Source organism: Streptomyces sp. NPDC002309 (genome assembly GCF_053593375.1).
Map to the genome: position 1 here is coordinate 16,119 of NZ_JBSFCI010000053.1, position 26,339 is coordinate 42,457.

General features: G+C 70.6%; 27 protein-coding genes and 1 pseudogene. 16 read left to right on the forward strand and 12 right to left on the reverse strand.

Annotated elements, in window-relative coordinates; all coding sequences use genetic code 11:
- The first annotated feature begins 170 nt into the window (after positions 1 to 170).
- Both ACWCPM_RS31080 and ACWCPM_RS31085 read left to right on the forward strand, forming a co-directional pair.
- Positions 171 to 854: a DUF1707 SHOCT-like domain-containing protein gene (locus tag ACWCPM_RS31080; protein WP_450979592.1), complete on the forward strand. Its 684-nt coding sequence runs from the start codon at positions 171 to 173 to the stop codon at positions 852 to 854.
- Positions 855 to 1,304: 450 nt separating this feature from the next.
- Positions 1,305 to 1,682: a WhiB family transcriptional regulator gene (locus tag ACWCPM_RS31085; RefSeq protein WP_450979593.1), complete on the forward strand. Its 378-nt coding sequence runs from the start codon at positions 1,305 to 1,307 to the stop codon at positions 1,680 to 1,682.
- Positions 1,683 to 1,872: 190 nt separating this feature from the next.
- On the opposite strand, the gene glpX is transcribed toward ACWCPM_RS31085, so the two are convergent.
- Positions 1,873 to 2,904, reverse strand: a complete 1,032-nt coding sequence (gene glpX / locus ACWCPM_RS31090) for a class II fructose-bisphosphatase (protein WP_450979594.1) — start codon at positions 2,902 to 2,904, stop codon at positions 1,873 to 1,875.
- A 126-nt stretch (positions 2,905 to 3,030) separates the two neighbouring features.
- Between glpX and ACWCPM_RS31095 the strand changes: the two genes are divergently transcribed.
- Positions 3,031 to 3,567 carry a DUF4245 domain-containing protein gene (locus ACWCPM_RS31095; protein ID WP_450979595.1) on the forward strand — a complete coding sequence of 179 codons (537 nt, stop codon included), beginning with the start codon at positions 3,031 to 3,033 and terminating at the stop codon, positions 3,565 to 3,567.
- A gap of 91 nt (positions 3,568 to 3,658) precedes the next feature.
- Here the strand turns inward: ACWCPM_RS31095 and ACWCPM_RS31100 are convergent, their stop codons facing one another.
- From ACWCPM_RS31100 to xseA, 3 genes are all read right to left on the reverse strand, one after another.
- Positions 3,659 to 4,249, reverse strand: coding sequence for a malonic semialdehyde reductase (locus tag ACWCPM_RS31100; protein WP_450979596.1), 591 nt, complete (start codon positions 4,247 to 4,249; stop codon positions 3,659 to 3,661).
- A 195-nt stretch (positions 4,250 to 4,444) separates the two neighbouring features.
- Entirely contained in the window at positions 4,445 to 4,684 is a 240-nt protein-coding gene (locus ACWCPM_RS31105; protein WP_450979597.1) for an exodeoxyribonuclease VII small subunit, read from the reverse strand.
- 9 nt (positions 4,685 to 4,693) lie between these two features.
- A complete protein-coding gene (gene xseA, locus ACWCPM_RS31110) occupies positions 4,694 to 5,902 on the reverse strand; it encodes an exodeoxyribonuclease VII large subunit (RefSeq protein ID WP_450979598.1) in 1,209 nt (402 codons plus the stop codon).
- Positions 5,903 to 6,104: 202 nt separating this feature from the next.
- On the opposite strand from xseA, the gene ACWCPM_RS31115 reads away from it, so the two are divergent.
- Together ACWCPM_RS31115 and ppgK are read left to right on the forward strand one after the other, a co-directional pair.
- The gene (locus tag ACWCPM_RS31115; protein ID WP_450979599.1) at positions 6,105 to 7,127 is read left to right on the forward strand and encodes a 4-hydroxy-3-methylbut-2-enyl diphosphate reductase; all 1,023 of its coding nucleotides are present in this window, start codon (positions 6,105 to 6,107) and stop codon (positions 7,125 to 7,127) included.
- An 80-nt stretch (positions 7,128 to 7,207) separates the two neighbouring features.
- Positions 7,208 to 7,954, forward strand: coding sequence for a polyphosphate--glucose phosphotransferase (gene ppgK / locus ACWCPM_RS31120; protein WP_450979600.1), 747 nt, complete (start codon positions 7,208 to 7,210; stop codon positions 7,952 to 7,954).
- A gap of 255 nt (positions 7,955 to 8,209) precedes the next feature.
- Here the strand turns inward: ppgK and ACWCPM_RS31125 are convergent, their stop codons facing one another.
- Complete coding sequence (locus tag ACWCPM_RS31125) at positions 8,210 to 8,545, reverse strand: DUF6542 domain-containing protein (RefSeq protein WP_450979601.1); 336 nt, start codon at positions 8,543 to 8,545, stop codon at positions 8,210 to 8,212.
- 498 nt (positions 8,546 to 9,043) lie between these two features.
- Here ACWCPM_RS31125 and ychF point away from each other — a divergent pair, with 498 nt between their 5' ends.
- Together ychF and ACWCPM_RS31135 are read left to right on the forward strand one after the other, a co-directional pair.
- A complete protein-coding gene (ychF, locus tag ACWCPM_RS31130; protein WP_450979602.1) occupies positions 9,044 to 10,132 on the forward strand; it encodes a redox-regulated ATPase YchF in 1,089 nt (362 codons plus the stop codon).
- Between the two features lie 244 nt (positions 10,133 to 10,376).
- A pseudogene (locus ACWCPM_RS31135) lies at positions 10,377 to 10,568 on the forward strand (hypothetical protein); the annotation flags it as partial.
- Between the two features lie 103 nt (positions 10,569 to 10,671).
- Here the strand turns inward: ACWCPM_RS31135 and ACWCPM_RS31140 are convergent.
- Both ACWCPM_RS31140 and ACWCPM_RS31145 read right to left on the reverse strand, forming a co-directional pair.
- A complete protein-coding gene (locus ACWCPM_RS31140; RefSeq protein ID WP_450979603.1) occupies positions 10,672 to 11,064 on the reverse strand; it encodes a twitching motility protein PilT in 393 nt (130 codons plus the stop codon).
- Positions 11,061 to 11,327, reverse strand: coding sequence for a hypothetical protein (locus ACWCPM_RS31145; RefSeq protein WP_450979604.1), 267 nt, complete (start codon positions 11,325 to 11,327; stop codon positions 11,061 to 11,063). Before ACWCPM_RS31145 ends, ACWCPM_RS31140 begins: the two co-directional genes overlap by 4 nt.
- 736 nt (positions 11,328 to 12,063) lie before the next feature.
- Here ACWCPM_RS31145 and ACWCPM_RS31150 point away from each other — a divergent pair.
- Positions 12,064 to 12,783, forward strand: a complete 720-nt coding sequence (locus ACWCPM_RS31150; RefSeq protein ID WP_450979605.1) for a hypothetical protein — start codon at positions 12,064 to 12,066, stop codon at positions 12,781 to 12,783.
- A 94-nt stretch (positions 12,784 to 12,877) separates the two neighbouring features.
- Here ACWCPM_RS31150 and ACWCPM_RS31155 read toward each other — a convergent pair whose 3' ends face one another.
- The gene (locus ACWCPM_RS31155; protein ID WP_450979606.1) at positions 12,878 to 13,219 is read right to left on the reverse strand and encodes a MazG-like family protein; all 342 of its coding nucleotides are present in this window, start codon (positions 13,217 to 13,219) and stop codon (positions 12,878 to 12,880) included.
- A gap of 376 nt (positions 13,220 to 13,595) precedes the next feature.
- Here ACWCPM_RS31155 and ACWCPM_RS31160 point away from each other — a divergent pair, with 376 nt between their 5' ends.
- Positions 13,596 to 15,170 (forward strand): S8 family peptidase, encoded by a 1,575-nt coding sequence (locus ACWCPM_RS31160; RefSeq protein WP_450979607.1) that lies wholly within the window; start codon positions 13,596 to 13,598, stop codon positions 15,168 to 15,170.
- A 121-nt stretch (positions 15,171 to 15,291) separates the two neighbouring features.
- On the opposite strand, the gene ACWCPM_RS31165 is transcribed toward ACWCPM_RS31160, so the two are convergent.
- Positions 15,292 to 16,491 carry a serpin family protein gene (locus ACWCPM_RS31165; protein WP_450979608.1) on the reverse strand — a complete coding sequence of 400 codons (1,200 nt, stop codon included), beginning with the start codon at positions 16,489 to 16,491 and terminating at the stop codon, positions 15,292 to 15,294.
- Between the two features lie 99 nt (positions 16,492 to 16,590).
- On the opposite strand from ACWCPM_RS31165, the gene ACWCPM_RS31170 reads away from it, so the two are divergent.
- The 6 genes from ACWCPM_RS31170 to ACWCPM_RS31195 all read left to right on the forward strand — a co-directional run bounded on the left by ACWCPM_RS31170 (position 16,591) and on the right by ACWCPM_RS31195 (position 23,350).
- Complete coding sequence (locus ACWCPM_RS31170) at positions 16,591 to 17,847, forward strand: DUF4190 domain-containing protein (RefSeq protein WP_450979609.1); 1,257 nt, start codon at positions 16,591 to 16,593, stop codon at positions 17,845 to 17,847.
- 190 nt (positions 17,848 to 18,037) lie between these two features.
- The gene (locus ACWCPM_RS31175; protein ID WP_450979610.1) at positions 18,038 to 18,790 is read left to right on the forward strand and encodes a GntR family transcriptional regulator; all 753 of its coding nucleotides are present in this window, start codon (positions 18,038 to 18,040) and stop codon (positions 18,788 to 18,790) included.
- A 304-nt stretch (positions 18,791 to 19,094) separates the two neighbouring features.
- Complete coding sequence (locus ACWCPM_RS31180) at positions 19,095 to 19,283, forward strand: SPOR domain-containing protein (RefSeq protein WP_450979611.1); 189 nt, start codon at positions 19,095 to 19,097, stop codon at positions 19,281 to 19,283.
- 33 nt (positions 19,284 to 19,316) lie between these two features.
- Complete coding sequence (locus ACWCPM_RS31185) at positions 19,317 to 19,733, forward strand: (deoxy)nucleoside triphosphate pyrophosphohydrolase (RefSeq protein ID WP_450979612.1); 417 nt, start codon at positions 19,317 to 19,319, stop codon at positions 19,731 to 19,733.
- 341 nt (positions 19,734 to 20,074) lie between these two features.
- Positions 20,075 to 20,482 carry an ATP-binding protein gene (locus ACWCPM_RS31190; RefSeq protein ID WP_450979613.1) on the forward strand — a complete coding sequence of 136 codons (408 nt, stop codon included), beginning with the start codon at positions 20,075 to 20,077 and terminating at the stop codon, positions 20,480 to 20,482.
- Between the two features lie 261 nt (positions 20,483 to 20,743).
- Positions 20,744 to 23,350 carry a SpoIIE family protein phosphatase gene (locus tag ACWCPM_RS31195; protein WP_450979614.1) on the forward strand — a complete coding sequence of 869 codons (2,607 nt, stop codon included), beginning with the start codon at positions 20,744 to 20,746 and terminating at the stop codon, positions 23,348 to 23,350.
- A 49-nt stretch (positions 23,351 to 23,399) separates the two neighbouring features.
- Here ACWCPM_RS31195 and ACWCPM_RS31200 read toward each other — a convergent pair whose 3' ends face one another.
- The 3 genes from ACWCPM_RS31200 to ACWCPM_RS31210 all read right to left on the reverse strand — a co-directional run bounded on the left by ACWCPM_RS31200 (position 23,400) and on the right by ACWCPM_RS31210 (position 25,867).
- Positions 23,400 to 24,224 (reverse strand): immunity 49 family protein, encoded by an 825-nt coding sequence (locus tag ACWCPM_RS31200; protein ID WP_450979615.1) that lies wholly within the window; start codon positions 24,222 to 24,224, stop codon positions 23,400 to 23,402.
- A 385-nt stretch (positions 24,225 to 24,609) separates the two neighbouring features.
- Positions 24,610 to 25,251: a hypothetical protein gene (locus tag ACWCPM_RS31205; protein WP_450979616.1), complete on the reverse strand. Its 642-nt coding sequence runs from the start codon at positions 25,249 to 25,251 to the stop codon at positions 24,610 to 24,612.
- A gap of 10 nt (positions 25,252 to 25,261) precedes the next feature.
- Positions 25,262 to 25,867, reverse strand: coding sequence for a hypothetical protein (locus ACWCPM_RS31210; protein ID WP_450979617.1), 606 nt, complete (start codon positions 25,865 to 25,867; stop codon positions 25,262 to 25,264).
- Positions 25,868 to 26,098: 231 nt separating this feature from the next.
- Between ACWCPM_RS31210 and ACWCPM_RS31215 the strand changes: the two genes are divergently transcribed.
- Positions 26,099 to 26,339 (forward strand): hypothetical protein (locus tag ACWCPM_RS31215; RefSeq protein ID WP_450979618.1); only part of this gene is annotated, 241 nt, incomplete at its 3' end.

Sequence of the window (26,339 nt, forward strand, 5' to 3'; positions counted from 1 at the left end):
CGCGGCCATTCCTCACTCACGACAGACAGCGGCTGGCATCCATTGGCAGCGTCCACCAGCGTAGGACGTGGTCCGCGCGGCGAGTCTGTGAGGTAAGGCTCAGTTCGGCCGTCGCGCCCTGCGCGACCCGTGGGGTGTCGCGATCTATCGTGTTTGGGTACGCTGCTGCCGTGGACCTTGAGAAGCACACCGCGCCCGGCTCCGAACTCCGCGCCTCCGACGCCGACCGCGACCGTTTCGCGGACATCCTGCGCGAGGCCCTGGCCGAGGGCCGCCTCACCGCGGAGGAGCACGCCGAGCGGGTGGAGGGCGTCTACACCGCCAAGACGGTCGGTGAACTGGAGCCGTGGGTGCGCGACCTGCCCGGAACGCACCAGGCCCGCGCGACCCCCGCGTTCGCGCTCGCGCCCCGGCGTCCCTCGGACGGCGCGATACCGGCGGAGCCGGACGAGAACGTGGTCGCGGTGTTCAGCGCCGCGGTGCGCAAGGGGCGCTGGAGGGCGGGCCGCCGTATCCACGCGTACTCGGTCTTCGGCAGTGTCGAGATCGACCTCAGCGAGGCGGTCTTCGAGTACCAGCAGGTCGTGATCAAGGCGTGGTCCGTCTTCGGCAACGTCGAGGTCCGTGTGCCGGAGAACGTCTCGCTGCGTGGCTCGGGCGGTGGCGTCCTCGGCAACTTCGAGGTCGACAACCAGGACGCCGCGGACGCCGACGCCCCTGTTGTCTTCGTGGAGGGCTGGGCCGTGCTCGGCAACATCGAGGCGCGGCCCAAGCGCGGGAAGCTGGTGGCGGACATCCTGGACCGGGTGCAGCGCAAGGTCGACAAGCGTCTGCGCGGGCATCTGGAGCACTGAGGCCGTGAGGCGGACGCGACGTCCGTGAGCCCGGCCGGCCGGCTGTCCGTGGAGGTCGGCCGATGTTCGTTCGGTTTTCCGAAGTCCCTGAGGTCGGCCCGCTGTCCGTTCGGTCGTCAGGAGTCTCTGAGGCCGGTCCGACGTCCCTTCGGTCCGCCCGGCGTCCGTGAGTCGGCCCGGCGTCCGTTCGGTCGTCAGGAGTCCCTGAGGTCGGTCCGACGTCCGTTCGGTCCGCCCGGCGTCCGTGAGTCGGTCCGGCGTCCGTGCGGTCGGCCCGGCGTCCGGGAAGTCGGTCGGATCCGGCGGGATCTGGTCTTTTCCGGCGACTCGGTGCGGCGCATCCGTATCCCCTGGTTCCGGTCGTCGGGGACTCCCTGCATAGGCGCGCGTACAGCGGGTAGACCTTGCTGCATCGTCTCTCGCTCGCGAAGCCGTCGTCAGGAGTAGACCGTGCTGCAACCGCCGCATTCGTCCGTGCAGGTAGCTGCCGTTCCGGCGCAGCGGGCGCCAGCGCGAGACAGAGACCAAGACGCCCCATGGCCCACGGAGGCCGTGTGCCGGCGCGACGAGGCCGGCCTGTTCTTCGCGCCCTCCAAGGAGCCCACCGCCGCCCGGCTCTCCCGCGAGGAGGCGGCCAAGCGTGTCTGTGCCCGCTGCCCCGTCATGGTCGAGTGCCGTGAACACGCCCTCCTCCAGCCCGAGCCCTACGGCGTCTGGGGCGGTCTCACCGCCGCCGAACGCCGGGTGGTCCTGGCCCGGCGCCGCCGCCGCGAACTGGAACTGAAGAAGGCGGCCCGCGCCGACGACCGCATAGCGGCGGCCGGCTGACCCCGCCGGACACGACGAAGGCGCCCCCTCCGCACAGAGGGCGCCTTCGTGTCGCCGGTCGGCCGTGGAGCCTCAGGGGCGCGAGGCACCGCGTGGCGAGCCACGACGGTCCCGCACCCGCCGACGCACCGGCCCGACCCCGTTGATCAGGCGTCTACGTCGCCCGCCTCGCCTACGTCGCCCGCCTCGCCTACTTCGCCCGCTCGAAGTCGATCGCGCTGTAGGCCCGCAGCTTGCTCAGCCGGTGCTCGGAGTCGATCCGGCGCACCGTCCCCGACTTGGACCGCATCACGATCGAGTCCGTCGTGGCGATCTCCGACCGGTAGCGAACCCCCCGCAGCAGTTCCCCGTCGGTGATCCCGGTCGCCACGAAGAACACGTTCTCCCCGGTCACCAGGTCCTCGGTCGTCAGCACCCGGTCCAGGTCGTGCCCGGCGTCGAGCGCCCGCTGCCGTTCCTGCTCGTCCTTGGGCCACAGCTTGCCCTGGATCGTTCCGCCGAGGCACTTCACGGCACAGGCCGAGATGATCCCCTCCGGCGTCCCGCCGACGCCCAGCAGCAGGTCCACGCCCGTGCCCTCGCGCAGCGCCAGGATCGACCCGGCCACGTCGCCGTCGGAGATCAGCTTGATGCGCGCACCGGTCTGGCGGACCTCCTCGATGAGCCGCTCGTGCCGCGGCCGGTCGAGGATGACGACGGTCACGTCCTCCGGCGCGGAGCGCTTGGCCTTGGCGACCCGGCGGATGTTCACCGACACCGGGGCGTCGATGTCGACGAAGTCCGCCGCCTCGGGCCCGGTGACCAGCTTGTCCATGTAGAAGACGGCCGACGGGTCGAACATCGACCCCCGCTCCGCCGCGGCGAGCACCGCGATGGCGTTCGTCATGCCCTTCGCGGTCAGGGTCGTGCCGTCGATCGGATCGACGGCGATGTCGCACTCCGGTCCGGTTCCGTCGCCGACCCGCTCCCCGTTGTAGAGCATCGGGGCCTCGTCCTTCTCGCCCTCCCCGATGACGACCACGCCGTTCATGGAGACGGTGGAGACCAGGGAGCGCATGGCGCGCACCGCGGCACCGTCGGCGCCGTTCTTGTCCCCGCGGCCCACCCAGCGGCCCGCGGCCATCGCCGCGGCTTCGGTCACCCGGACCAGTTCCAGGGCGAGGTTGCGGTCGGGAGCCTCCGAGGGCACATCGAGTTCGGACGGCAAGTGATGCTCGGTCATCGGAACGCACCTTTCTGATACGACGACGGCCGGATGAGGGTTCGGCGACGACTCTATCGCCCGAGCGACAGAATGAGCAGGGCCCCCCACGGATGAGCGGGCTGGGCACCTGCGACGATAGGGCGCGTGGCAGGTGCGAACGGCAAGCAGAAGACGGTCCGGGACATGGCTCTCTCCCTGGGCCTGATCGTGCTGGTGGGAATGGTCATGTACCTCTTCGTCCCGCACGACGACGACCAGGAACCCGACGTCAGGCGGGTCGACTACCGGGTCGAGCTGATCACGGCCCGCCGCGCCGCCGCCTATCCGGTGGCCGCGCCGCAGGGTCTCCCGCAGACCTGGAAGCCGACGTCGGTCCGCTTCGACGGCCAGAAGCAGGACGCCTGGCACCTCGGCTTCCACGCCCCCGGCGGGGAGTACGTCACGGTGAAGCAGTCGATGGACAAGCGGGTGCCCTTCATCGAGGACGCCACCCAGGGCGCGGAGGAGACGGAGGTCGCCGAGGAGATCGGCGGCCGTACGTGGATCCGCTACACCGGCGGCCGCTACGACGCACTGGTCCTGGCGGAGGACGACGACGCCAAGGGCGCGACGACGGTGGTGGCCGGCACGGGCTCGTTCGAGCAGCTGGCAACGATGGCGAAGGCGCTGAGGACGTCCTGATCCACGGGACGGACGTCCTGATCCACGGAACGCGACGACAACCGAGAGGCCCCCGGCGACTGCCGGGGGCCTCTCGTCTGCCGGGGGCGGGTCAGACGGTGGTGACGACGTCCTCGTACGCCAGGCGCGGCGAGCGCGCGTACCACGCTTCCGGGCCCGGGCGGCCGATGTTGACGACCATCAGCGGGGTGTGGTCGTCGTCCAGGAACTCCTTGCGCACGCCCTCGAGGTCCATGCCGGTCATCGGGCCGGCGGCGAGCCCGGCGGCGCGCACGCCGATGATGAAGTAGGCGGCCTGGAGGGCGGCGTTGAGACCGGCCGCGGTCTCGCGGGCCGGGCGCTCGGTGAAGAACACGTCCTTGATCTGCGGGGCGTGCGGGAAGAGGTGCGGCAGTTCCTCGTGGAACTCGTTGTCCGCGGAGAGGATCGCGGTCAGCGGCGCGGCGGCCGTCTTGGCCCGGTTGCCCTCGGAGAGGTGCTGGACCAGGCGCTCACGTGCCTCGGGGGAGCGGACCAGCGTGACGCGCAGCGGCGACTGGTTGAAGGCGGTGGGGCCGTACTTGACCAGGTCGTAGATGACCTGCACCTGCTCGTCGGTCACCGGCTCGTCGGTGAAGGAGTTCGCGGTGCGGGCCTCGCGGAAGAGCAGATCCTGGGCGGCGGGGTCAAGAACGAGAGACATGCGTGATCTTTCTTGGTGCTGCTTCGGGTTCATGCAGAGGCATGAACCCGCTGGCGAAACAGACCGTACGACAGAAGAAGTTCAAGTTTCAACAAAACGGGGGGTGTGGTGATCGGCATCACGCCGCACCGCGGGCCGGACCCGCGCCGCGCCCGTCACTCCAGGCCGGCGCCTCTCACTCCAGGCCGGCGCCTGTCACTCCTGGTCGGTGCCCGCCTCGGTGCCGGTCTCCGGCGCCTCCTCGGCCAGCGCCGCGTCCAGCCGGGCCCGCGCGCCCTCCAGCCACCGCCGGCACACCTTGGCCAGCTCCTCGCCGCGCTCCCACAGCGCCAGGGACTCCTCCAGCGTCGTGCCGCCCGCCTCCAGCCTGCGTACGACCTCGATCAGCTCGTCGCGCGCCTGCTCGTAGCCCAGCGCCTCGTCCACCTTGCTCATCCGTCCACCCTAAGCATCGACACGTACGGAGAACTCGCCCTCGGCCACCCGCGCCCGCAGGGGCTCGCCGGCCGTCACCTCGTCCGGTGCCCGGACCACGTGCCCGTCGGCCTTCTGGAGCACGGCGTACCCCCGCCGCAGGGTCGCCGCCGGCGACAGGGCCACCACGCGCGCGTGCGTGTGCGACAGCTCCGACTCGGCCCGGGCCAGGTGGTGCCCCAGGCACCGCCGCCCACGCTCGACCAGTGCCGCCACCTGATCGGCACGCTCGTCGATCATCCGGTGCGGGTCCTCCATCGACGGCCGCGCCAGCGCGTGCGCCAGCCCGCGCTCCTCCCGCTCCACGAACGCCGCCACGCAGCGCCGCGCGCGGTCCCGCAACTGCCGCACCCGCTCGAACTCCTCGCCCACGTCCGGTACCACCTTCTTCGCGGCGTCGGTGGGCGTGGAGGCCCGCAGGTCGGCGACGTGGTCCAGGAGCGGGTTGTCGGGCTCGTGACCGATGGCCGACACCACGGGCGTACGGCAGGCCGCCACCGCCCGCACCAACTGCTCGTCGGAGAACGGCAGCAGATCCTCCACGCTGCCGCCGCCCCGCGCCACGACGATCACGTCGACGTCGTCCATCGCGTCGAGCTCCTGCACCGCCTGCACCACCTGCGGCACCGCGTGCACGCCCTGCACGGCGACGTTGCGCACCTCGAAGCGCACGGCCGGCCAGCGGTGCCGGGCGTTCTCCAGCACGTCCCGCTCCGCGGCCGAGGCCCGCCCGCAGACCAGCCCGACCAGCTGCGGCAGGAACGGCAGCGGCCGCTTGCGCTCCGGCGCGAACAACCCCTCGCCCGCGAGCTTCTTCTTCAGCTGCTCGAGACGCGCCAGCAGCTCGCCGACCCCCACGGGCTTCATCTCGGTGGCCCGCAACGACAGCTGCCCCCGCGGCGCGTACCACTCCGGCTTCGCCAGGACGACCACCCGGGCACCCTCGCTCACCACGTCCGCGACGGCGTCGAACACCTGCCGGTAGCAGGTCACGCTCACCGAGATGTCGTGCGACGGGTCCCGCAGCGTCAGGAAGACCACGCCCGCGCCGGGCCGCCGGGACAACTGCGTGATCTGCCCCTCGACCCACACCGCCCCGAGCCGGTCGATCCAGCTCCCGATGAGCCGCGACACCTCACCGACGGGCAGAGGGGTTTCCGGGGACGTGTTGACTGCCATGCCGCGAGCGTAGTGGGCACCACCGACAGACCCGGCCACCGGACGGCCTCCCCCGTGCCGCCCCGCATCACCGTGCCGCCCCGCATCAGCGGCCCCCGGCCGGCACGTGCGTGGCGCTCCATCCCACGCCTCACGGTCCGAGGCCCGTCTCCTCGGGAACGTCACAAGGGGCGATCTCAGACCCCCCGGACGCGGCCTTACGATGGGTGCCATGACTGCTTCGTCTGGCCGCCGTGTCCTGCTCGCCGCCCCCCGTGGCTACTGCGCGGGTGTGGACCGCGCCGTGATCGCCGTCGAGAAAGCCCTGGAGCAGTACGGCGCTCCGATCTACGTCCGGCACGAGATCGTCCACAACAAGTACGTCGTCCAGACCCTGGAGAAGAAGGGCGCCATCTTCGTCGAGCAGACGGAGGAGGTCCCCGCGGGGAACATCGTGATGTTCTCGGCGCACGGCGTCGCCCCGGTCGTCCACCAGGAGGCCGAGCGCGGCGGACTGGCCACCATCGACGCGACCTGCCCGCTGGTGACCAAGGTCCACAAGGAAGCGGTCCGTTTCGCGAACGAGGACTACGACATCCTCCTGATCGGTCACGAGGGCCACGAGGAGGTCATCGGCACCTCCGGTGAGGCCCCCGACCACATCCAGCTCGTCGACGGTCCCGCCGACGTGGCGAAGGTCGAGGTCCGTGACCCCTCCAAGGTGGTCTGGCTGTCCCAGACCACGCTCTCCGTCGACGAGACGATGGAGACCGTCGACGCCCTGAAGGGCAAGTTCCCGCAGCTGATCTCGCCGCCCAGCGACGACATCTGCTACGCCACCCAGAACCGCCAGCTCGCGGTCAAGCAGATGGGCGCCGAGGCCGAGCTCGTCATCGTCGTCGGATCGCGCAACTCCTCCAACTCCAAGCGGCTCGTCGAGGTCGCCAAGCTCGCCGGCTCGCGCGAGGCCTACCTCGTCGACTTCGCCGACGAGATCGACGAGGCATGGCTGGACGGCGTCACGACCGTCGGCGTCACCTCCGGTGCCTCCGTCCCCGAGGTGCTCGTCGAGCAGGTGCTGGAGTGGCTCTCCGGGCGGGGCTTCGAGGACGTCGAGATCGTCAAGGCGGCGGAGGAGTCCATTGTCTTCTCGCTGCCCAAGGAGCTTCGCCGCGACCTCCGCGAGGAGGCGGCTCAGCTGATCGCGCGGCGCACGGACGCGGGGGACGTCGCCGGCGGGCGGTGAGCCGGTCGGAAACCGGGAGCGGGCGTCGCCTCACCGGCCGTGGCGTAGTGACGGTCGGTGATCCGTCGTAACGTGGTGATATGCAGATCTTCGGTGTGGACATCGGCGGATCCGGTATCAAGGGCGCCCCAGTGGATCTCGACAGGGGCGACCTCACGGACGAGCGCTTCAAGGTGCTGACCCCCCACCCGGCCACCCCGGACGCGGTGGTCGAGGGCGTCAAGGAGGTCGTCGACCACTTCGGCTGGACCGGCCCGATCGGCGCGACGTTCCCCGGCGTCGTCACGGGCGGCGCCACGATCCGTACGGCGGCGAACGTCGACAAGGGCTGGATCGACACGGACGCGCGCGCCCTGCTGAGCGACCGCCTCGGCGGCGTCCCGGTCACCGTGGTGAACGACGCGGACGCGGCGGGCGTCGCCGAGATGGCCTTCGGCGCGGGCCGCGACCGCAAGGGCACCGTCATCCTGCTGACCTTCGGCACGGGCATCGGCAGCGCCCTGTTCTCCGAAGGCGTCCTCGTTCCCAACTCCGAGCTGGGCCATCTGGAACTGCACGGGCACGACGCCGAGAAGCGTGCCTCCAGCAAGGCCAAGGAGGACAACGAGATGTCGTGGGAGCACTGGGCGCACCGGGTGCAGCAGTACCTCGAGCACGTCGAGATGCTCTTCTCACCCGACCTCTTCGTCATCGGCGGCGGCGTGAGCCGCAAGGCGCACAAGTTCCTGCCCTGCATCGAGGGCATCAAGGCGGAGATCGTCCCCGCACAACTGCAGAACAACGCCGGGATCGTGGGGGCGGCGATGCGGGCGGCGGACGCGGGGTAAACCTCGGCGGCCGTTGGTCCTCGGCGGCACGGCGCGGGTCCCGCGTGCCGACGCGTGGCGCGGACCCGGGCTCCTGCCGGGCGGGTGCGGGTTCCGGGGATGTCCCGGAGCGGCCGCCGGCAGGCGGGGGCTGCCTGCGCCGCGGGACGGCGGCCGTCGCCGGGCGCGGGCTCGCATGACAGGGACGCGGGTCACCCGGACGGGCGATACGAGTCGGGCGGCACGAACGGTGAACCGCTCGCACCGCGGCCCGGTTCACGCGTGGGGGCGTCTGCGTGCCGCGCGTCGGCGCAGCCGACGGAGCTTCCGAGCGCTGACGATCACCCCCGCCACCAGCGTCCCCCCGTACAACCACCCCGCCTGTGTCGCCAGCGCCGTGAACAGGGCCACGACGCGGCCGCTCAGCCCCTCCCCGCTGTCGGCGATCGGTACCAGGCCCAGTGCGAAGGCGATCGGCACCACGATGGGCACGGTCACCAGGTCCACTCCGCGCACCCATACCGCCGCCAGTACGCACACCGGCAGGAACAGCACGCCGTAGACGACGAGCGAGTCCAGCAGCAGCGCGTCGAGCGCGCCGAGCCCCAGCATCACCGCCCCGCAGAACAGCCCGCAGCCGAGTCCCGTGAACCGGGGGTTGGGAATCCGCCGAACCGCCTGGACTACCGGCGGGGCGGGACGTCGTAACGCCGCAGGGGGCCGCGCCGTACCTCCGGGACGGCCCTGGGACCGTGCCGCGGCGGACTTGGCGGGCCGAGCCGGGGAACCACCGCCGCTCCGGCCTCCGCGACCGCCTCCACCGCCACCGTCGCGCCGAGCCTGCGAGGGCAGGGGCGTCGGCGGCGCCGCGCCGCGTCGCGGTCCGTGCTGGGAAGAACGCGCCCTGTGTTGCTCCACTAGGCCAACTTAGGTCGATTAATGTGTCAAATAGGCCGTCCGACACGCCGTCGGGCAGAGCTTGGTCAAGCGTTCGACAGGGCGCCCGGCCGGACTCGGACACCCCGTAAACTGGTGGATCGGCCGGCCAGTCCCCTGGCCCTGCCCCGGCCCACCGGCCCCATGCCCCTCTCACGTACGGGAAGTCGCAACGTGTCGCTCACGATCGGAATCGTCGGTCTGCCGAATGTCGGCAAGTCGACCCTGTTCAACGCCCTGACCAAGAACGACGTGCTGGCGGCCAACTACCCGTTCGCCACGATCGAGCCCAATGTCGGCGTGGTCGGTGTCCCCGACCCGCGCCTGACGAAGCTCGCCGAGATCTTCTCCTCGGAGCGGGTGCTGCCGGCCACGGTCGACTTCGTCGACATCGCGGGCATCGTGCGGGGCGCTTCCGAGGGTGAGGGCCTGGGCAACAAGTTCCTGGCGAACATCCGCGAGTCCGACGCGATCTGCCAGGTCATCCGCGCCTTCAAGGACGAGAACGTCGTCCACGTCGACGGCAAGGTCTCGCCCAAGGACGACATCGAGACGATCAACACCGAGCTGATCCTGGCCGACCTCCAGACGATCGAGAAGGTCCTTCCGCGCCTCCAGAAGGAGTCCCGCATCAAGAAGGACGTGGCGCCCAAGGTCAAGGCGGTCGAGGAGGCGAAGGAGATCCTCGAGAAGGGCGACACCCTCTTCGCGCACGGCATCGTCCAGGGCAGCGAGCGCGCCGAGCTCCTCCACGACCTGCACCTGCTCACCACCAAGCCCTTCCTCTACGTCTTCAACGTCGACGAGGACGAGCTGACGGACGACGACTTCAAGGGCGAGCAGCGCGCCCTGGTCGCCCCCGCCGAGGCGATCTTCCTCAACGCCAAGCTGGAGGCCGACCTCGCCGAGCTGGAGGAGGACGAGGCCCTCGAGCTCCTCCAGTCCGTCGGCCAGGAGGAGCCGGGCCTCGCGACCCTCGCCCACGTCGGCTTCAACACCCTCGGCCTGCAGACCTACCTCACGGCCGGCCCCAAGGAATCCCGCGCCTGGACCATCAAGAAGGGCGCCACCGCCCCCGAGGCCGCCGGAGTCATCCACACCGACTTCCAGAAGGGCTTCATCAAGGCGGAGGTGATCTCCTTCGGCGACCTCGTGGAGACCGGCTCGGTCGCCGAGGCCCGCGCGAAGGGCAAGGCCCGCATGGAGGGCAAGGACTACGTGATGCAGGACGGCGACGTGGTGGAGTTCCGCTTCAACGTCTAATACGTTCGACGAAAGGCCGTCTGACCTGCTGCGGAGCGGGTTGGGCGGCCTTTGTGGTCCGCACGGAGTCCGCAGCGTGCTGACTTCGGTCAGCGCGCGGGGGAGCGGCTACGCCGCTTCGTCGACCTGCGGCCGGGCGTCGGCGGACTGGTCCGCGTACGCCTTGTCGACGGCGGCCCGGGTCCGCTCCTCGGAGTCGGGCCACAGGTGCTTGAGCTGGGCACGGGAAAGAGGGGCGGGGCGTGTGGGGCGGGATGCGCGGGAGGCGGTGGGCGAAGGCGGGCGACTGTACGCGGCGGCTCTGGTGGTGTGCGGTGATCACGGCAGGGCCGTCGAGGCGGTGCAGGAGGCACTGAAGCGGCTCCAGGATGAGGCGGTGGCGCGGGAGCTCGATGCCATCCCCGTTGCCCGGCTCCAGCGGGTCACTGAGGGCCGGCGGAACTGGACCCCGTCGTCCTCCCAGAAGCAGACGGGGCAGGTCTGCGAGGACGTTGGTCAGGCCGTCTCGCTGTGCGTAGGAGTCCGCAGACCTTCGGAGGTCAGACGGCGCGGATGACGGGAGCGGGCTTGACGTCCTGGGCGTCGATGAGGGCGCGGATGTCGTCCGGGTCGGAGGTCCAGATGATCGCCCCGAGACTGGCAGCCATGACAACGACGGTGGCGTCGACGATGTCTGCGGTGCCGGCCTTGCCGCAGAGAATGCCTGCGGCCTTGGCGGTTTCGAGGCCCACGGGTACGACATGGCACCCGGCGAGGAACTTGCCGAGCCTGACCTGGCGGCGGGAGTCCCGCCATGCCTGGCTGACAACCACGGAGGGCACGTGGATGTCCCTGCCGTCTTCGAGAGCCAGGCTGTGCCGGACCCACATGCGCCGGTCGTCGTTGTCGATGGCGATCAGCGCACCGGCGTCGTACAGGTAAGGGATGTTCACGCGGCCGATGCTCCCGTGCCGCTGAGGTACTCGGCATCGGCGTCGGCCATGTCGGCGCGGGCAGCCGCGACCTCTTGTGGCGTGAAGGCGCCGTGCTCCGCCTGCCACTGCTGGATCACGGCCCGCCCGGCCCGCAGCCGCAGTTCTCGTTCAGCTGCTCCGGCGACGAGCCGGGAGAGTGGGATGCCTTCCTCCTCAGCAGCACTGGCCAGGGCCTCGACCAGGGATTCATCGAGAGTGATCGTCACCTTCTTGGTAGCCATACCAGCACCATAGCGCGGTATGGCGGAAGCGGGTGGGTTTCGGCGCTGGGGCCACCGAAGGACGCCTGCGGCTGGGGAACCTGGCGAAGAGCGGCGTCTGCACACTGGGCCGTGTTCTCATACCTGTCCGTGTCAGGTCAGGTGACTGGCGAGGCGCACGCCAGAACGGCCCTGCCGCCTTGCTCCAGGACTCGCCCCGAGCGAGTGCGGCTGCTCCCTCCGTGCGCAGCGACTCGACGACGGGCGAGAGAAAGTCCATACGCCAGTGTCGTACGGCTCGCTCCTGCATCCCGCTCGCGTCGACGACTGCACCCACCTTCGCCTCGAGCACGGCAACGCCCTCTGCGAGGTCTTCACCCGTCCACTCGTCCATGCGGTCGGCCACCAGGGCCCAGGTCAGCTTGATCATGCGCCGGATCGTAGAGGCGGTGGCGGCGAGCGGGGAGAGGTTGTAGGGGGTGGGGTACGACACCTTGGGCCCGGCGTCATGACCGCCTCGCCTCGGCAGTGCGGATTCCGCCACGGTTCCGGACCCGCTCCGACCTTCAACCGGTGACGTGCCGGCGGGCGTTCCACAGACCAGAAGAGTGTCGGGGCCGTATCTGTCGGTGCCCTGAGTGCATGGGAATGGGAGAGTCCGCCCTCCCCGCGACGCCGGCTCCGATGAGTCGTGCGGGAGGATCCAGGGCTGCGGAGTCACTCCCGGCGGCCTCGGGGGCGGTTGAATGCTCAGGTGGTGAACTGGGCGCAGATGTACGACTGCCACGGGGACGTCGATCGCGTCCCCGAGCTCCTGGCGCGCGTCGAGCGCGAGGACGACGCAGAAGCATGGGACGAGCTGGGTTACCGGCTGGTCCTCGAGCACGACCTGGTGTTCCCCGCCAGTTTCGCCGCACTGCCGCGTCTGGTGCGTCTCGCGTCGCGGAGCGCGCGGGCGCGCGGGCTGGCCGGGACCATCGTGCGGTGCGCGGCAGGGGGCCACGGGTGCGACGATCTGCTGGCGGGCTGCGCCGACGCGATCGCGGCGTTCCGTGAGCTGCTGGATCAGCACCTGCGGTCGCGGCCAGACGACTACTTCGCGACTTTCCTCTACTTGCTCGCGGCGGAAGAGCAGTACCACTGGAGTGCGGTCCTGGGGGACTTCTCGGATGACTTCTACCAGGTGACCTGCCCTCACTGCGCTGCGGAGGTGACGATCGCCATCGGCGGCTACGGGCGCTACTCGGCGATCCGGGACTGGCACCTGGGCGACGTGGACCGACGGGGACTGCGGCCGGCGTCCCCCGAGGGCCTCTCCGGTATCGGTCGATGGATGCATGAGACTGCCGTCCGCGATGGCGAAGCCGTGCTCGCCGACGGTATCGCCCATCTCTTCGGCCATGCGGAATGCCCTTGTTGTGCCTGCGTCTTCAACATCGCGGATGAGTACGCGTCTTCCCATCGCCCCGTCATGTGAGCGCAGGGAGCTTGAGGGTCTTGAGGATCCGGTGCGGCCGGGGAGCGCATGACCGGCAGGGTGGTGCCGTAGGTCCGGGGGCAGCCGACGGCGCCTACCCTTCCCTGTCCAGTGACCTCTCCGCCACCCGCTCCAGATGCCGTGTGAACACCTGCCCCGCCTCCGGTGTCAGGGAGCGCAGTGCGACCAGTGCCGTGATCACCACGTCGCACAGCTCGGACTGGACGTCCTCCCAGGTGTGGCTCAGGCCCTTGCGGGGGTTCTGGCCGGTCGCGCCGATCACCGCCTGGGCGGTCTCGCCGACCTCCTCCTGGAGCTTGAGCATGCGCAGCAACAGGCCTTCGCGGCCGGTGACCGGCTGATCCGATTCCAGCCAGCTCCACAACGCGTCCACGGTGGTCCACAACTCGGGCGACTCAGCGTCTCGATCAGCCATACGCGCAGCCTGCCAGGCCGTCGGCCCTCGCTGTCGCACCGGCCGGTCTTCCGGCCGCTCTCCCGGCGGTCTCCCGGCGTTCTCTCAGCCGACGAGCAGCCGACTCACGGTCGCGAACCTGTCGGGCGACTGGTCGGGAATCCGCCGGGAATCCGCCGGTCTTCGACGGGATTCGGCTTCCGCATAGACTTGACGATCAGTCATGTCAGCTTTATGGCAGGCGAGTTACATTCCTGCACAGCCCTTGTGCAACTCCTCTGGAAGCCCCAATCTTTCGGCTGACGCACAGGTGAGCGCCACAGCCGATTGTCATGCCCCTGCTCATCCGGGCGTCGCCCCCACACTGACGCACCACCGATTGAGGAGGACCCCTCAGATGGCAGGGATGCGTACTCCCCACAGCACCCCCCGGCGAAGACTGGCCGCGATCGGCGCGCTGACCAGCGCCGTACTCACCGCGGGTCTCGTCTCCGCGCTGCCCGCCGGTGCGGCCGAAGGCCACATCCAGTACGAGGGCGCCGCGAACGCGATAGCCGACAGCTACATCGTGACCCTCAAGGCGGACCGGGCCCGCTCGGGCTCCGCCGAAGGCCGCGCGCTGGCCGCGAAGTACGGCGCCACCATCGAGCGCACGTACAAGAAGGCCCTCAACGGCTACGCGATCGAGGCGTCCGAGACCGAGGCGAAACGTCTCGCCGCCGACCCGGCCGTCGCCTCGGTCGTCCAGAACCGCACTTACACGATCGACGCCACCCAGCCCAACCCGCCCTCCTGGGGTCTGGACCGCATCGATCAGCGCAACCTCCCGCTGAACAACTCGTACACCTACCCGGACTCGGCCGGGCAGGGCGTCACGGCCTACGTCATCGACACCGGCGTCCGTATCACGCACGGCGACTTCGGCGGCCGCGCCTCCTACGGCTACGACGCCGTCGACAACGACAACACCGCCCAGGACGGCCACGGCCACGGCACCCACGTCGCGGGCACGGTCGCCGGCAACGCCTACGGTGTCGCCAAGAAGGCGAAGGTCGTCGGCGTCCGCGTGCTGAACAACTCCGGCTCCGGTACGACCGCCCAGGTCGTCGCCGGCATCGACTGGGTCGCCCAGAACGCGGTCAAGCCGGCCGTCGCCAACATGTCCCTCGGCGGCGGCGCCGACACCGCCATCGACACCGCCGTACGCAACGCCATAGCCTCCGGCATCACCTTCGCCGTCGCGGCCGGCAACGAGACCACCAACGCCTCGACCAGGTCACCCGCGCGCGTGACCGAGGCGATCACCGTCGGTGCCACCACCAACACCGACGCCAAGGCGAGCTACTCCAACTTCGGCACGGTCCTCGACCTGTTCGCGCCGGGCTCGTCCATCACGTCCGCCTGGAACACCAGCGACTCGGCCACCAACACCATCTCCGGTACGTCGATGGCGAGTCCGCACGTCGCCGGAGCGGTCGCGCTCTACCTGGCCGACAACCCCTCGGCCACGCCCGCCCAGGTCGCCGGCGCGCTGACGGCGGCGGCCACGCCCAACGTCGTCACCAGCCCCGGCACCGGCTCGCCCAACCGCCTGCTCTACGTGGGCGCCGGCAACCCGACGCCGCCCGGCCCGCGCTTCGAGAACACCGGCGACTACGCCATCGCCGACAACGCGACGGTCGAGTCCCCGGTGACGGTCACCGGCGTCTCCGGCAACGCCCCCGCCGCGCTCTCCGTCGAGGTCCACATCGTCCACACCTACATCGGTGACCTCCAGGTGCAGCTGGTCGCCCCCGACGGCACGGCGTACACGCTCAAGGGCTACGGCACCGGTGGCAGCGCGGACAACATCGACGCGACGTACTCCGTCAACGCGTCGTCCGAGGTCGCCAACGGCTCGTGGAAGCTGAGGGTCAGCGACAACGCGCGGCTCGACACCGGGCGGATCGACGCCTGGGCGCTGCAGTTCTGACGCTCCCCGGCCCCAGGGCCGACGGCTTCTGATCGGTCTCGTCCTCGCGGTTCCGGGCGGTGCTCCCGCCCGCCGCGAGGACGAGGCACGTCCGTCGGAAGTCCCCGGACGACGACCTCGGCTACCCCTCCTCCGTCTCCCCCGGGTGCGGCTCCGGATCGGTCACCCATCCCGCCGTCAGGACCAGCCGTGAGTGCCGGTGCAGGGCGAGGAAGCCGAAGGGGCGGTCGAAGCGGGCCTTGACGGTGGTGGTGACGTATCGGAGCCGGGGGACACCGCCCCCTGCCACCCAGCTGAGCGCCGACACCGCGGCCGCCCGGAACCCCAGCGCCCCGAACCTCGCCACCACGGCCTGCTCGGCCGACCCGACGGCCAGCGGGAAGTCGCTGACGCCGGGGAAGTGGCCCTGCCGCGTGTCCCGCGCCGTGGTCAGCCCGAACACCTCATGCAGGCCGAGCAGATCGTGCCGCGCCACCGTCCGGAACGCCACCGTCTCCTGGCGGAGCGTCGGCGGCTCGGGCCGGGCACGCCGCTCCTTCTCGACGCGCAGTCCGGGCCCCACGTCGCCGTACGGCAGCAGCGATCCCGGCACGACCGGGTGCCGGCGGGCGAGGATGCCGACCCCGGCTCCCAGCACCTGGCCCGGTGTCATCCGCTCCTCGCCGAGCAGCAGATGGACGTCGATGCCGGTGTCGCCCAGCACCTTCAGTTCGGTGACCCGGCCGTGCGGTGTGTCCGCCACGCCGACCCGGTCCAGCAGCACGCTCTCGCGGTGCAGGCCCAGCAGCAGGCGGTCCCGCCACGGCCCTGTCTCGGGCAGCGTCGGCCGGTCCCGGAAGCGGCGCAGCCAGTCCGCCCGCAGGCCCAGCGCGCTCGCCAGCACCAGTTCTGTCTCGTCCGTGAGTGCCACCGGCATACGGTCGACGAGCCCGCCCGTGCGCTTCGCCGCCCAGGCGTCCAGCGCCGCGCGGTCGGCGGCCATGTCCCCGGTGAGCACCCCGTGCGCCGCGGCGGGCAGCCCGGACTCCCAGGACTCCTTCAGCTCCAGCGTGCGTCTCGTCCACAGCCCCAGGGCCGTGTCCACGCCGCGTGTCGAGGCCAGGGCGGCGAGCAACTCGCGTGCGACGCCGGCGGCCTGGTCCGCGGGCATGCCCACCGCGTCCGCCAGTTCCGCCCGCGCCGCGCCACCGGCCCCGTCCGCGAGCAGGGCGATCAGGGGCCACACCCCGGCCGCCGAGAAGGCCGTACCGTCCGTGACGTGTCCGGCCCACCGTTCCGTCAGCCGGTTCACCGCCAGTGCCGTGGCACGCGTGATCCGCATTCCGCCCCCAGTCCCCACCCGCATACCATGCGCCAGTCGCAGCTGTCGCGACCCGCGATCCGAACCCTCCCCGCAGCCCGAACCAGGAGCACCGTACCTGTGTCCATACCCCCGCTCCCTGGACCCCCGCAGCCGCAGGACCCTCAGGGCCCCGACGGCCCGCACCCTGCCCCGCGGGCCCAGGGACCCTACGGCGCCCAGGGACCCTACGGCGCGCAGGGGTTGTACGGCGCGCAGGGGCCGTACGGGAGCCCAGGGCCGTACGGCGGTCCGGGGCCGTACGGTCAGCAGCCGTCGTACGGGGCGTGGGGCCCGTACCCGCCGCTTCCGCTGACGCCGGTCAACGGAGCCGCGATCGCCGCTCTCGTGCTCGGCCTGCTCTGTTTCCTGCCGGCCGTCGGGCTGGTGCTCGGTCTGGTCGCGCTGCGCCAGATCAGGCGAAGGGGCGAGCGCGGCAAGGGAATGGCGATCGCCGGGGCCGCGCTGTCGACCGTCGGATTGGTCCTGCTGACACTGACGTTCTCCACGGGCGCCGCGTCCGAGGTCTGGCAGGGCTTCAAGGAGGGTGTGCGGGAGGGCGCGGTCGTCTCGCCGGACAAGGGCGAGTGCTTCGACGCGCCCACCGGTTCGCTGGAGGGGGCGACGTACGACATCCAGGTGGTGCCCTGCTCCGGCAGGCACGACGGCGAGGTGTTCGCCACCGTCACCCTGCCCGGCGGCACCTTCCCCGGCGACGACCACGTCACGAAGGTCGCCGACGACAAGTGCTACGTGCTGCAGCCCGAGTACGCCATGGACAGCTGGGCGGTGCCCGACGACGTCGACGTCTACCACCTGACGCCGAGCCGGGAGAGCTGGGCGTTCGGCGACCACGAGATCACCTGCCTCTACGGCAGCACCGACGAGGACGGCAGCCTGAAGGGCGGCTCCCTGCGCACCGACGAGACCACCCTCGACGCGGACCAGCTCGCGTATCTGGAGACGGTGGTCGCGGTCGAGGCCGTCGCGGGCGAGGAGCCCGAGGCGTTCCCCGAGGAGGACCTGCCGGTGAACCGGGCCTGGGCGCGGGAGATGCGGGACGCGCTCGCCGAGCAGGGCGCGGCACTGGAGGCGCACGGTTGGCCCGCGGACGTCGAGCGGCCCATGGCAGCCCTGGTGAAGGAACTGGCGTCGGCCCAGGAGAAGTGGGCGAAGGCCGCGGACGCAGGGGACGCGGACACCTTCTACGCGCACTACGACGAGGCGTACGGGTTCTACGACGGCGAGGCCACCGTCACCGCGCGCGAGGCTCTGGGGCTGGACACCAGTCCGCCCCGGGAGGCCTACGAGGAGGCGGCCGAGGACGAGGAGGTGTGAGCGCGCCGGGGTTCCACGATCACTCCTGTCGTCGGGGGAGTGATCGGCTCCGCAGCGGGGAGAAACTGCCTGCGTGAAGCCTCCCGGGGCCAGAAGTCATCACATCGAGTGATTCTCTGGCCATCGCTTGCCTGGCACAACCCACGGTTGCCAGGCTGTTGCTGTCTGTACAACCTGATGGGAGCGGCCAGTGACATTCGGTGAGCAGCCGGCGTACCTGCGCGTCGCGGGTGATCTCCGCCAGAAGATCGTCGACGGTCAGCTGCCACCGCACACACGTCTGCCCTCGCAGGCGAGAATCCGCGAGGAGTACGGGGTCTCGGACACCGTCGCGCTGGAGGCCCGCAAGGTGCTGATGGCGGAGGGCCTGGTGGAGGGCCGCTCCGGCTCCGGGACCTATGTGAGGGAGCGGCCCGTACCCCGCAGCATCGCCCGGTCCGGGTACCGCCCGGCGGGTGGCGCCACGCCCTTCAGGCAGGAGCAGGCCGATGCCGCCGTGCGGGGGACGTGGGAGTCCGGCAGCGCGCAGACGGAGGCGAGCGTCGCCATCGCCGAGCGGCTCCGCATCCGGCCCGGCGATCGGGTGATGTGCACCAAGTACCTGTTCCGGGACAGCGGCGAGCCGATGATGCTGTCCACTTCCTGGGAGCCGCTGGCCGTGACGGGGCGTACGCCGGTGATGCTGCCCGAGGAGGGTCCCCTCGGCGGCATGGGCGTCGTCGAGCGGATGGCCGCCATCGACGTGGTCGTGGACAACGTCACCGAAGAGGTCGGCGCCCGACCCGGACTGGCCGAGGAGCTGCTCACGCTGGGTGGCGTCCCGGGACACGTGGTTCTCGTCGTGCAGCGCACCTTCTACGCCTCGGGGCGGCCGGTCGAGACGTCGGACGTCGTGATCCCGGCCGACCGCTACCGGGTCGCCTACCACCTTCCGGTGAAGTAGCGCACAACCGTGCGGCAGTTGCTCCCGGCGCGGGCGTGCCGGGAGCCTTTTCGCGTGCCGGTGGAATCCGGACGTTCTCGCAGGTGACCCACGGCGTGCCCGATATGCCGCTGACCGGATGCGCGGAGGTGTGGGGACGGCGCGTTCGGCCTCGCGCGCCCCCTTGGTGCTGGCTTGTTGCGTACCTCTTTGTGAAAAGCCGTATTCGCTGCGTAAAGGTTAGGCGTAGGCTCGGGCATATGCGGATTGCGGTTTCCTCAGCGGGCGGGGCGCGCGGGCCGAGGGCGGGAAGCGGAGGGGCGCGATGAACGACAGCACGGTGACTCTCCCGTGGCTGGTCATACGGCAGGACGACAACGGCAATCGCTACCGCGTGGGCAGGTACGCGACGCGGTCCGAGGCCGAGAAGATCGCCGACAGCCTCGACAGCCGGGGGCACAAGCAGCTCTATTGGGTCGAGCGCATCGGGCAGGACGGGGTCCCGGAGCTGTGAGGGCCGCCGGGGCGCTCCCGTAGGCTCCGGCGCATGACGGAACGGATCGTGGTGGTGGGCGCCGCCCTTCTCGACGGCGGCAGGCTGCTCGCCGCGCGCCGCAGTGCGCCCCCCGAGCTGGCCGGCCGCTGGGAGCTGCCCGGTGGCAAGGTCGAACCCGGCGAGACGCCGGAAGCCGCGTTGGTGCGGGAGTTGTGGGAGGAACTCGGCGTCGAGGCGGAGCCCGTGCGGCGTGTGCCGGGGCAGTGGCCGCTGAGAGATCCGTACGTCCTCCAGGTGTGGACCGCACGGCTGAGTGCCGACTCGCCCGAGCCGAAGGCCCTCCAGGACCACGACGAACTGCGGTGGCTCACCGCCGCGACGCTGTGGAGCGTGGAGTGGCTCGCGCAGGACGTGGCGGCGGTCCGCGAGGTGGCCGGCGAGCTGGACGCCGGAGTCGCCGGGGTGTGAGAGGCGTGATCGGCAGACGGGCGGAATCCTGATCGGCCGGTGTGGGGAAGCTCGAGCAGCCGGCGACCATCGACCAGCGGCCGGTGAGTGGGTGTGTGAGCGGCTGGCGCGTGGAAGCATGCGCGACCGGCGACCGGCGACCGGCGACTGGAGGCGCGAGCGGCGGCTGGAAGCGCGAGCGGTGTGATTCGGCGCTGTGGTCCGGGTGTTGGCGCGCGTCTCTGTCCCGTGCGCCGTCGGTGCGACTGTGCGCCGTTCCTGTGGGTAATGCCCCGGGGATATCGGGTATGTGCCCATTAACCCCATGAAACCGGACATGGGCGGCCTCACTGTCCTGGGAAGTGATCGGCGTGATCGACACGGATGGCGAATGCGCCGAGTGGACCTTCCCCGCCGACCCCACCACCGCGCGCACCGCGCGTTCGGTCGTCCGCCACCAGCTGCACGGCTGGGCGCTCGACAGTGTGAGTGACATCACAGCACTGCTGGTCAGCGAGCTGGTGACGAACGCGCTACGTCACGCCACCGGTCCGATCGGCGTCCGGCTGGTGCGCCCCGCGCACCTGTCCGACGTCCTGCTCGTGGAGGTCTCCGACCCGCTCCCCGAGCCGCCGCGCGAACGCGTTCCCCGCCCCGAGGACGAGAGCGGGCGCGGGCTGCAACTGGTGGCGTCGTCCTCACGCCGCTGGGGAACCAGGCCTGGGGACGCAGGCAAAACGGTGTGGTTCGAGCTCGCCGTCCCGGGCTGAGGGGCGACCCCGGAGCGCATGCAGCGGTCGTACTCCTGTCCACGATCGGGATCCGGCCGGAAGCCGTTGCCCCCAGGTGTGATTCGAGGGTGGATCCCCTGGTTAGAAGACTGGGAGTGTTGTCGCGGTACGGTCCGAAAAACGCCTGGACCGTGCTGTGATCGTGAACACCGTGTTATGCGGCGCCGTAGTGCTGGATACTGCGGGCAGCCGCCTTTGGTGACCGGTACCGGACGCGGTGAGCTGGAGGGGACGGTTCGCGTGAGCGAGATACCAGCGAAGGCCACGGAGTCCGAGGACCCGTCGGACGGCGCGAGGACGGAGGCCGTGGGTGCCTCCGGCGAGATGCCGCTGCCGGACGCCCTGTGGCAGAGCAGTCCGCCCGGCTCGATCTACGACTACATCAAGGTCGCGTCCTTCTCCATCGGCGCCGACGGACTGGTCGACCAGTGGAGCCTGCGCGCCGAGCAGCTCCTCGGCATCCCGGCCGCGCGGGCCGTCGGCATGGACCCCATCGCGGCGTTCATCGACCCCGATCTGCGCGACCGCGGACAGCGGAAGATGGCCGAGATCCTCGACGGGCGCGAGTGGACCGGCGTCGTCCCCTTCCGGTTGCCGGACACGGTCGACGGCGGGCGCGGCGGCACGGGCCTCGCCGAGGTCTACGTGATGCCGACCCGCACGGAGGGCGGCGAGAAGGCGGCCGTCTGCATCGTCGTCGACGTCCGCGTACTACGCCGCATCGAGACCGATCTCGCGGCCTCGCAGGCCATTTTCGGTCAATCCCCCTTCGGCTTCCTGCTGATCGACGCCGATCTGAAGGTGCGGCGCGCCAACCAGCGCTTCGCCTCCGTCTTCGGCGGCACGCCCGACGACCACCGCGGCCTCGGCGTCCACGACTACCTGCCGCGCGGCGAGGCCGAGCGCGTCGCCGCCACCCTGCGGCGGGTGCTGGAAACCGGCGAGAGCATCACGGACATGAACGTCACGGGCTTCCGGCCCGGTTCCGACGAGCGCCGCCACTGGTCGGTCAACCTCTACCGGGTGCACAGCGGAACGGGCAGCCCCATCGGCATCGCCTGGCTGGGCACCGACATCACCGCCCGCCGCGCCGCCGCCCGCGAGGCCGCCGCCGCCAGGCGCAATCTCGCCCTGCTCAACGAGGCCGGCGCGCGCATCGGCAACTCGCTCGACCTGGAGACCACCGCACGGGAACTCCTCGACGTCGTCGTCCCCGGCTTCTGCGACCTGGCCACCGTCGACCTCTACCAGGGCCTCCTGGTCGGCGACCAGACTCCGCAGAGCCTCGCGGACGGCAGCGCCGAACTGCGCCGCGTCGCCTTCGCCAGCGCGGTCTCCGACGCGCCGTTCGCCGGTACGGGCGAACCGGTCACGGTCGGCGCCGTCCACCATTACCCGTTCAACTCGCCCTGCGCCGACGCCCTGCGCACGGCCCGCCCGCAGACCGTCCCCGCCGAGGAGGGCGGCCTCGTCCAGTCCGCGCTGGCCGTGCCGATGGTCGCCCACGACACCGTCGTCGGCCTCGCCCAGTTCTCGCGCGCGAAGGGCAGCGAGCCGTTCGGGGAACGGGACCGCGACCTCGCGGTGGAGCTGGCGGCACGGGCCGCCGTCTGCATCGACAACGCCCGGCTCTACCGTCGCGAGCACGAACGCGCGTTGATACTGCAACGGTCCCTGCTCCCGCCCGGCGACCCGGTCGCCTCCGGCCTCGACATCGCCTGCCGCTACCTGCCGGGCAACGCCTCCACCGGCCGCCCCAGCGAGGTCGGCGGCGACTGGTTCGACGTCATCGAGCTGCCCGGGCACCGTACGGCGCTGGTGGTGGGCGACGTGATGGGGCGCGGCCTGCGCGCGGCCGTCGCCATGGGCGAACTCCGCACCGCCGTGCGCACCCTGGCCCAGCTCGACCTCGAACCGGCCGAGGTGCTGTCCCAGTTGGACGAGATCGCCCGCGGCCTCGGCACCCCCGGCGGCATCCAGCAGGCCACCCGGGCCGCCCGGCGCCCCCGCGAGGCGGACCTCTCGGAGGTGTACCTGGCGACCTGCGTGTACGCCGTCTACGACTCCGTCACCCGCCGGTGCACCTTCGCCAACGCCGGCCATCTGCCGCCGGTCCTGGTCGAACCCGGCGAGCCGGCGCTGATGCTCGACGTGCCGCCGGGTCTGCCGCTGGGCGTCGGCGGGGAACCCTTCGAGGAGGTCGAGGTCGAACTCCCCGAGGGTGCGCTGCTCGCGCTCTACACGGATGGACTGGTCGAGTCCCGGGACCATCCGCTGGACGAGGGCCTCCAGGCGTTCGTCGGGGCGCTCACCGACCCCACCCGGCCCTTGGAGGACGTCTGCGACCAGGTTCTCAACACGCTCGACACCCACCACGGCGAGGACGATCTGGCCCTGCTCATGGCCCGCGTCCAGGGCCTGCCCGCCGAGTCGGTCGGCGACTGGACGCTGCCGCGTGAGCCGCGCAGCGTGGGCCGGGCCCGCGAGTACGCGCGCGCCCAGCTCCAGAGCTGGGACATGGGGGCGCTGGTCGACACGGCGGAGCTGCTGGTCAGCGAGCTGGTGACGAACGCGCTGCGCTACGGCGAGGGGGAGATCAGACTGCGTCTGCTGCTGGACCGCACGCTGGTGTGCGAGGTCTGGGACTCGGGCCTGGTCCAGCCCCGCCGTCGCCGCGCCCGCGACACCGACGAGGGCGGCCGGGGCCTGCAACTCGTCGGTCTCCTGTCGGCGGCTTGGGGCTCGCGCCGGACCCACCGCGGCAAGACGGTCTGGTTCGAACTGCCGCTGCCGGACGGCGAGAACGGCGTGCCGGACCCGGCGGAGGCGCTGCTGAGCCTGTTCTAGGGGCCGGCGCGGCGGTCGCGCCCGATCGACGGGCGCGACACCCCGCACATCAGGTCGGGAATTCGCCGAGCCAGTTGCGCCCGAGGAGTGTCGCGGGGAGGTATTCGGACTCGACCTCGATGGGAAAGCCCGCGTCGTGGGCGAAGCAGGCGATGGCGAGGGGGCCGAGAGCGACGAGACCGGGGGCCTGGAAGGTCCGGCTCTCCTCGGTCCAGTACTCCTTGTGCCACTCAACGGCGTTGGCGAGGGCCGTGTTGAAGGCGGTGTGGTCCTTGCGCAGGAAGCGGTGGAACATCTCCATCGGCGGGTAGAGCAGCCTGCCGGCCGTCTCCGGGTCGCTGGCGACTTCCGGGTCGGTGCCGTCGATCGCGGCCACGAGCTTCGAGCCGAGGTCGGGACCGCCCCGCCAGTAGGTCTGGAGCGTGTCGATCCAGGCGTAGTGGTACGCGTCGAACTGCGGGCCGTTCTCGCGGAGCAGAGACAGGGGCACTTGGCTCAGGGCGGTGATCCGGTCCCGTTCCCGGCACACGACGGCGAGGTAGAAGGCGCTGATCCAGCTGCCCGGGTTCACATACCACTGAGGGCCGGTGGCCTGGAGCGTGCGGTCCTTGTGGGCGATACGGCACTGGACGTGGTCCTCGTCAGTGGTCGCGGCGGCGAACACGGCGGAACCGAGCTGCATGGCGTTGACCCAGGCATCCCAGGTGGGGAAGATCGATGCCCGAGGGTCGACCAGGCAGCGTGACTGGGCCAGGGTGAGCGAGACACCCTGGGCATCGCCCAACCTGGTCGAGAGTTCCTCCAAACCGTCGATCAGACCCTGGGTGTTCTCCTGGAGCACGGCGAGGCCGTCTTCCGCGTTCTCCGTGGGCAAGGGAGGGCGGGGGATCTGTACTACCACTGATGCCCTTCCGGACTGTCAGGCGCCTGCCCCTGAAGGCTCGGTGGCGCTGGTGGTATCGGCTTGAATCCGGACCTCGGTGGGCATGGCGGCATCGTAGGCCACGCCAGATGACGGCGAGCGCTGCGAGAGCCTCGGCGTCCCGGACACGGATCCGACCGCCCCTTCCGCTCATCCGGGTCTTCGGCCCCGGTCGGCCCGTCGCTCCGGACACAGCTCGGTCAGCCCCGCCACAGCTTCCTGCGAAGCGGGAGCCGCGAACCTCAAGTCCTGTCGGCAGTCCGTGAGGTCGACCCCCACTGCTCGGTACTGGACCTCACCGACCCAGCTGTACGCGACGAGCGCCTTGCGGCAGCGGCTACAGCTGACCGGTGAGGTCCGGCCCCCGCCCGTCCTCGACCACTGGCTCGTCGACCCCGTGGCCGACGGCCCTTCCGAAGTTCGTCGGCTCACCAGGCTCCGCGGCGACTCCCAGGAGCACCTCCAGCTCCTGGAGCGCGGCGGCAAGGCGCGGCGCGTTCTGGCGACGGACCTCCGGATGCGGCATGCCACGGAAGTCGAACGGCCCCCAGATGTCGTGGAAGACCGAAACGTCGGCAGACAGGCCAAGAGGTTCCGAGGAGACGGTGAGTTCCACCAGTCCGTCCTCGGCATGCCGTACCCCCTTTTCGTCGATCCACACGCCGGCGCCAGTGACGTGCAGGCCACTCAATTCGGCACCCGGAAATCCAACAGGGCGCAGCATCTGCACGCGTTCGGCCACCTGCTCGTCATCGATCGGCCTCGTGAGCTGCAGGCGCGTCTTCGCCACGGCGCCGCCCATCTCGGGCACCACCCAGTACCATTCCAAAGCGCTCGGCTGAAGAAGCTCGTGTTCCCGGAGAACCGCGGACATCCGAGAAGCCGCGAGCAACGCCGATGACAACCCTGGCGGCGCGTAGTCTTCCAAGTCCCAGAACCATGACGCGCATTCGCGCGGCGCTCGCATGAGCATGGGCATGAGCTGTTCCTTATGGATAAGTGGGGCCGTTGGCCGGGACGGTGATGGAGCCGTCATTGAATCGCAGCACGAAGGTGGCGTTCGTAACCCTAGCGCGATGGGCAATACGCCCCAAATCCTTGTCAGTGAGGGCCGACTTGGTGTCATGCACATCCAAGATGGCTACCTTCTGGCCGTCGATCTCTCCCAGCAACTGCTTCTCTGCGATACCTCTTGTCGCGCTGTTGAGCCCCGAGGCGCTGGCCACGTCCTTGAGCTGGGCGCCGTACTCGATTCGGTCACCCGACCTGACCAGTACATCCAGGTCCAAACCGTCAGCCGGCACCTTCCATTCGAAGGCCAGGCCTTCGACGCCACGCCGCTGCAGATCTGTCGCGTGCTCCATCGCCATAAAGACCGCTGGAGTCATGTCGTTGTTCTTGCTGGCCTGCTTGCACTGGGAAAGAAGGTCGTCATAACCGGGTAGATCGGCCAGATTTCCCTCGCCGATGTATTTGGCGATTCCGGCGCCGTACTGGCTCTTGCGAAGTCCGGCGAGAGCCTTCTCGATGTCATGGGGGGCCATCTTCAAGCGTGCCAGTTGCTCCGCAACCGCGGCCTCTTGGCCCGGTTCCATACGTCCAGGCGCCGCGGACGGCCGCGCGTCTCCCTCGCTGAAGTCGACCCGCTGAGGTTCGTGGCCGTGTCCTGACCCACCGTGGCCCTCGCCTGCGGCTCCATGGCCTGGACCGGAGGGCAGCCCATCGGTGGGGTTTCCCGGCGGAGTCTCGTGCGGCAGGGGAGAAGAACCGTCATGAGGTGTTCCATGAGGAGTGCCTCCATGCCCGCCGCTGGATGGAACGTCGCGGTGACCACCGTCGATGGTGTGAGGCGGCTGCCGGCCGGCGGTCGGCACATGTGCGCGTTCGTCAGGCCTTCCTCCGGGTGCGTTGTCGACGCTGTTGGTCGGGAGGTTGTCGGCGTGGCCTCCGGGGAGGTTGTCGGCGGGGCGGGTGTTCGGGGTGGCGTTGTCTCCGGGGCGGGTGAGGTCGCCGAGGTCGGTGGGGTCGCTGCCGAGGTGGAGGTGCTGGGGTGTGTTGTCGCCGGCG

Coding starts and splice junctions, on each gene's coding strand:
- glpX (WP_450979594.1), bottom strand. CDS start 2,904: ATGACCGAGCATCACTTGCCGTCCGAACTCGATGTGCCCTCGGAGGCT.
- ACWCPM_RS31100 (WP_450979596.1), bottom strand. CDS start 4,249: ATGTCTCTCGTTCTTGACCCCGCCGCCCAGGATCTGCTCTTCCGCGAG.
- ACWCPM_RS31105 (WP_450979597.1), bottom strand. CDS start 4,684: ATGAGCAAGGTGGACGAGGCGCTGGGCTACGAGCAGGCGCGCGACGAG.
- xseA (WP_450979598.1), bottom strand. CDS start 5,902: ATGGCAGTCAACACGTCCCCGGAAACCCCTCTGCCCGTCGGTGAGGTG.
- ACWCPM_RS31115 (WP_450979599.1), top strand. CDS start 6,105: ATGGGTGCCATGACTGCTTCGTCTGGCCGCCGTGTCCTGCTCGCCGCC.
- ppgK (WP_450979600.1), top strand. CDS start 7,208: ATGCAGATCTTCGGTGTGGACATCGGCGGATCCGGTATCAAGGGCGCC.
- ACWCPM_RS31125 (WP_450979601.1), bottom strand. CDS start 8,545: ATGCTGGGGCTCGGCGCGCTCGACGCGCTGCTGCTGGACTCGCTCGTC.
- ACWCPM_RS31145 (WP_450979604.1), bottom strand. CDS start 11,327: ATGGCTACCAAGAAGGTGACGATCACTCTCGATGAATCCCTGGTCGAG.
- ACWCPM_RS31155 (WP_450979606.1), bottom strand. CDS start 13,219: ATGGCTGATCGAGACGCTGAGTCGCCCGAGTTGTGGACCACCGTGGAC.
- ACWCPM_RS31160 (WP_450979607.1), top strand. CDS start 13,596: ATGGCAGGGATGCGTACTCCCCACAGCACCCCCCGGCGAAGACTGGCC.
- ACWCPM_RS31165 (WP_450979608.1), bottom strand. CDS start 16,491: ATGCGGATCACGCGTGCCACGGCACTGGCGGTGAACCGGCTGACGGAA.
- ACWCPM_RS31180 (WP_450979611.1), top strand. CDS start 19,095: ATGAACGACAGCACGGTGACTCTCCCGTGGCTGGTCATACGGCAGGAC.
- ACWCPM_RS31185 (WP_450979612.1), top strand. CDS start 19,317: ATGACGGAACGGATCGTGGTGGTGGGCGCCGCCCTTCTCGACGGCGGC.
- ACWCPM_RS31205 (WP_450979616.1), bottom strand. CDS start 25,251: ATGCCCATGCTCATGCGAGCGCCGCGCGAATGCGCGTCATGGTTCTGG.
- ACWCPM_RS31210 (WP_450979617.1), bottom strand. CDS start 25,867: ATGGAACCGGGCCAAGAGGCCGCGGTTGCGGAGCAACTGGCACGCTTG.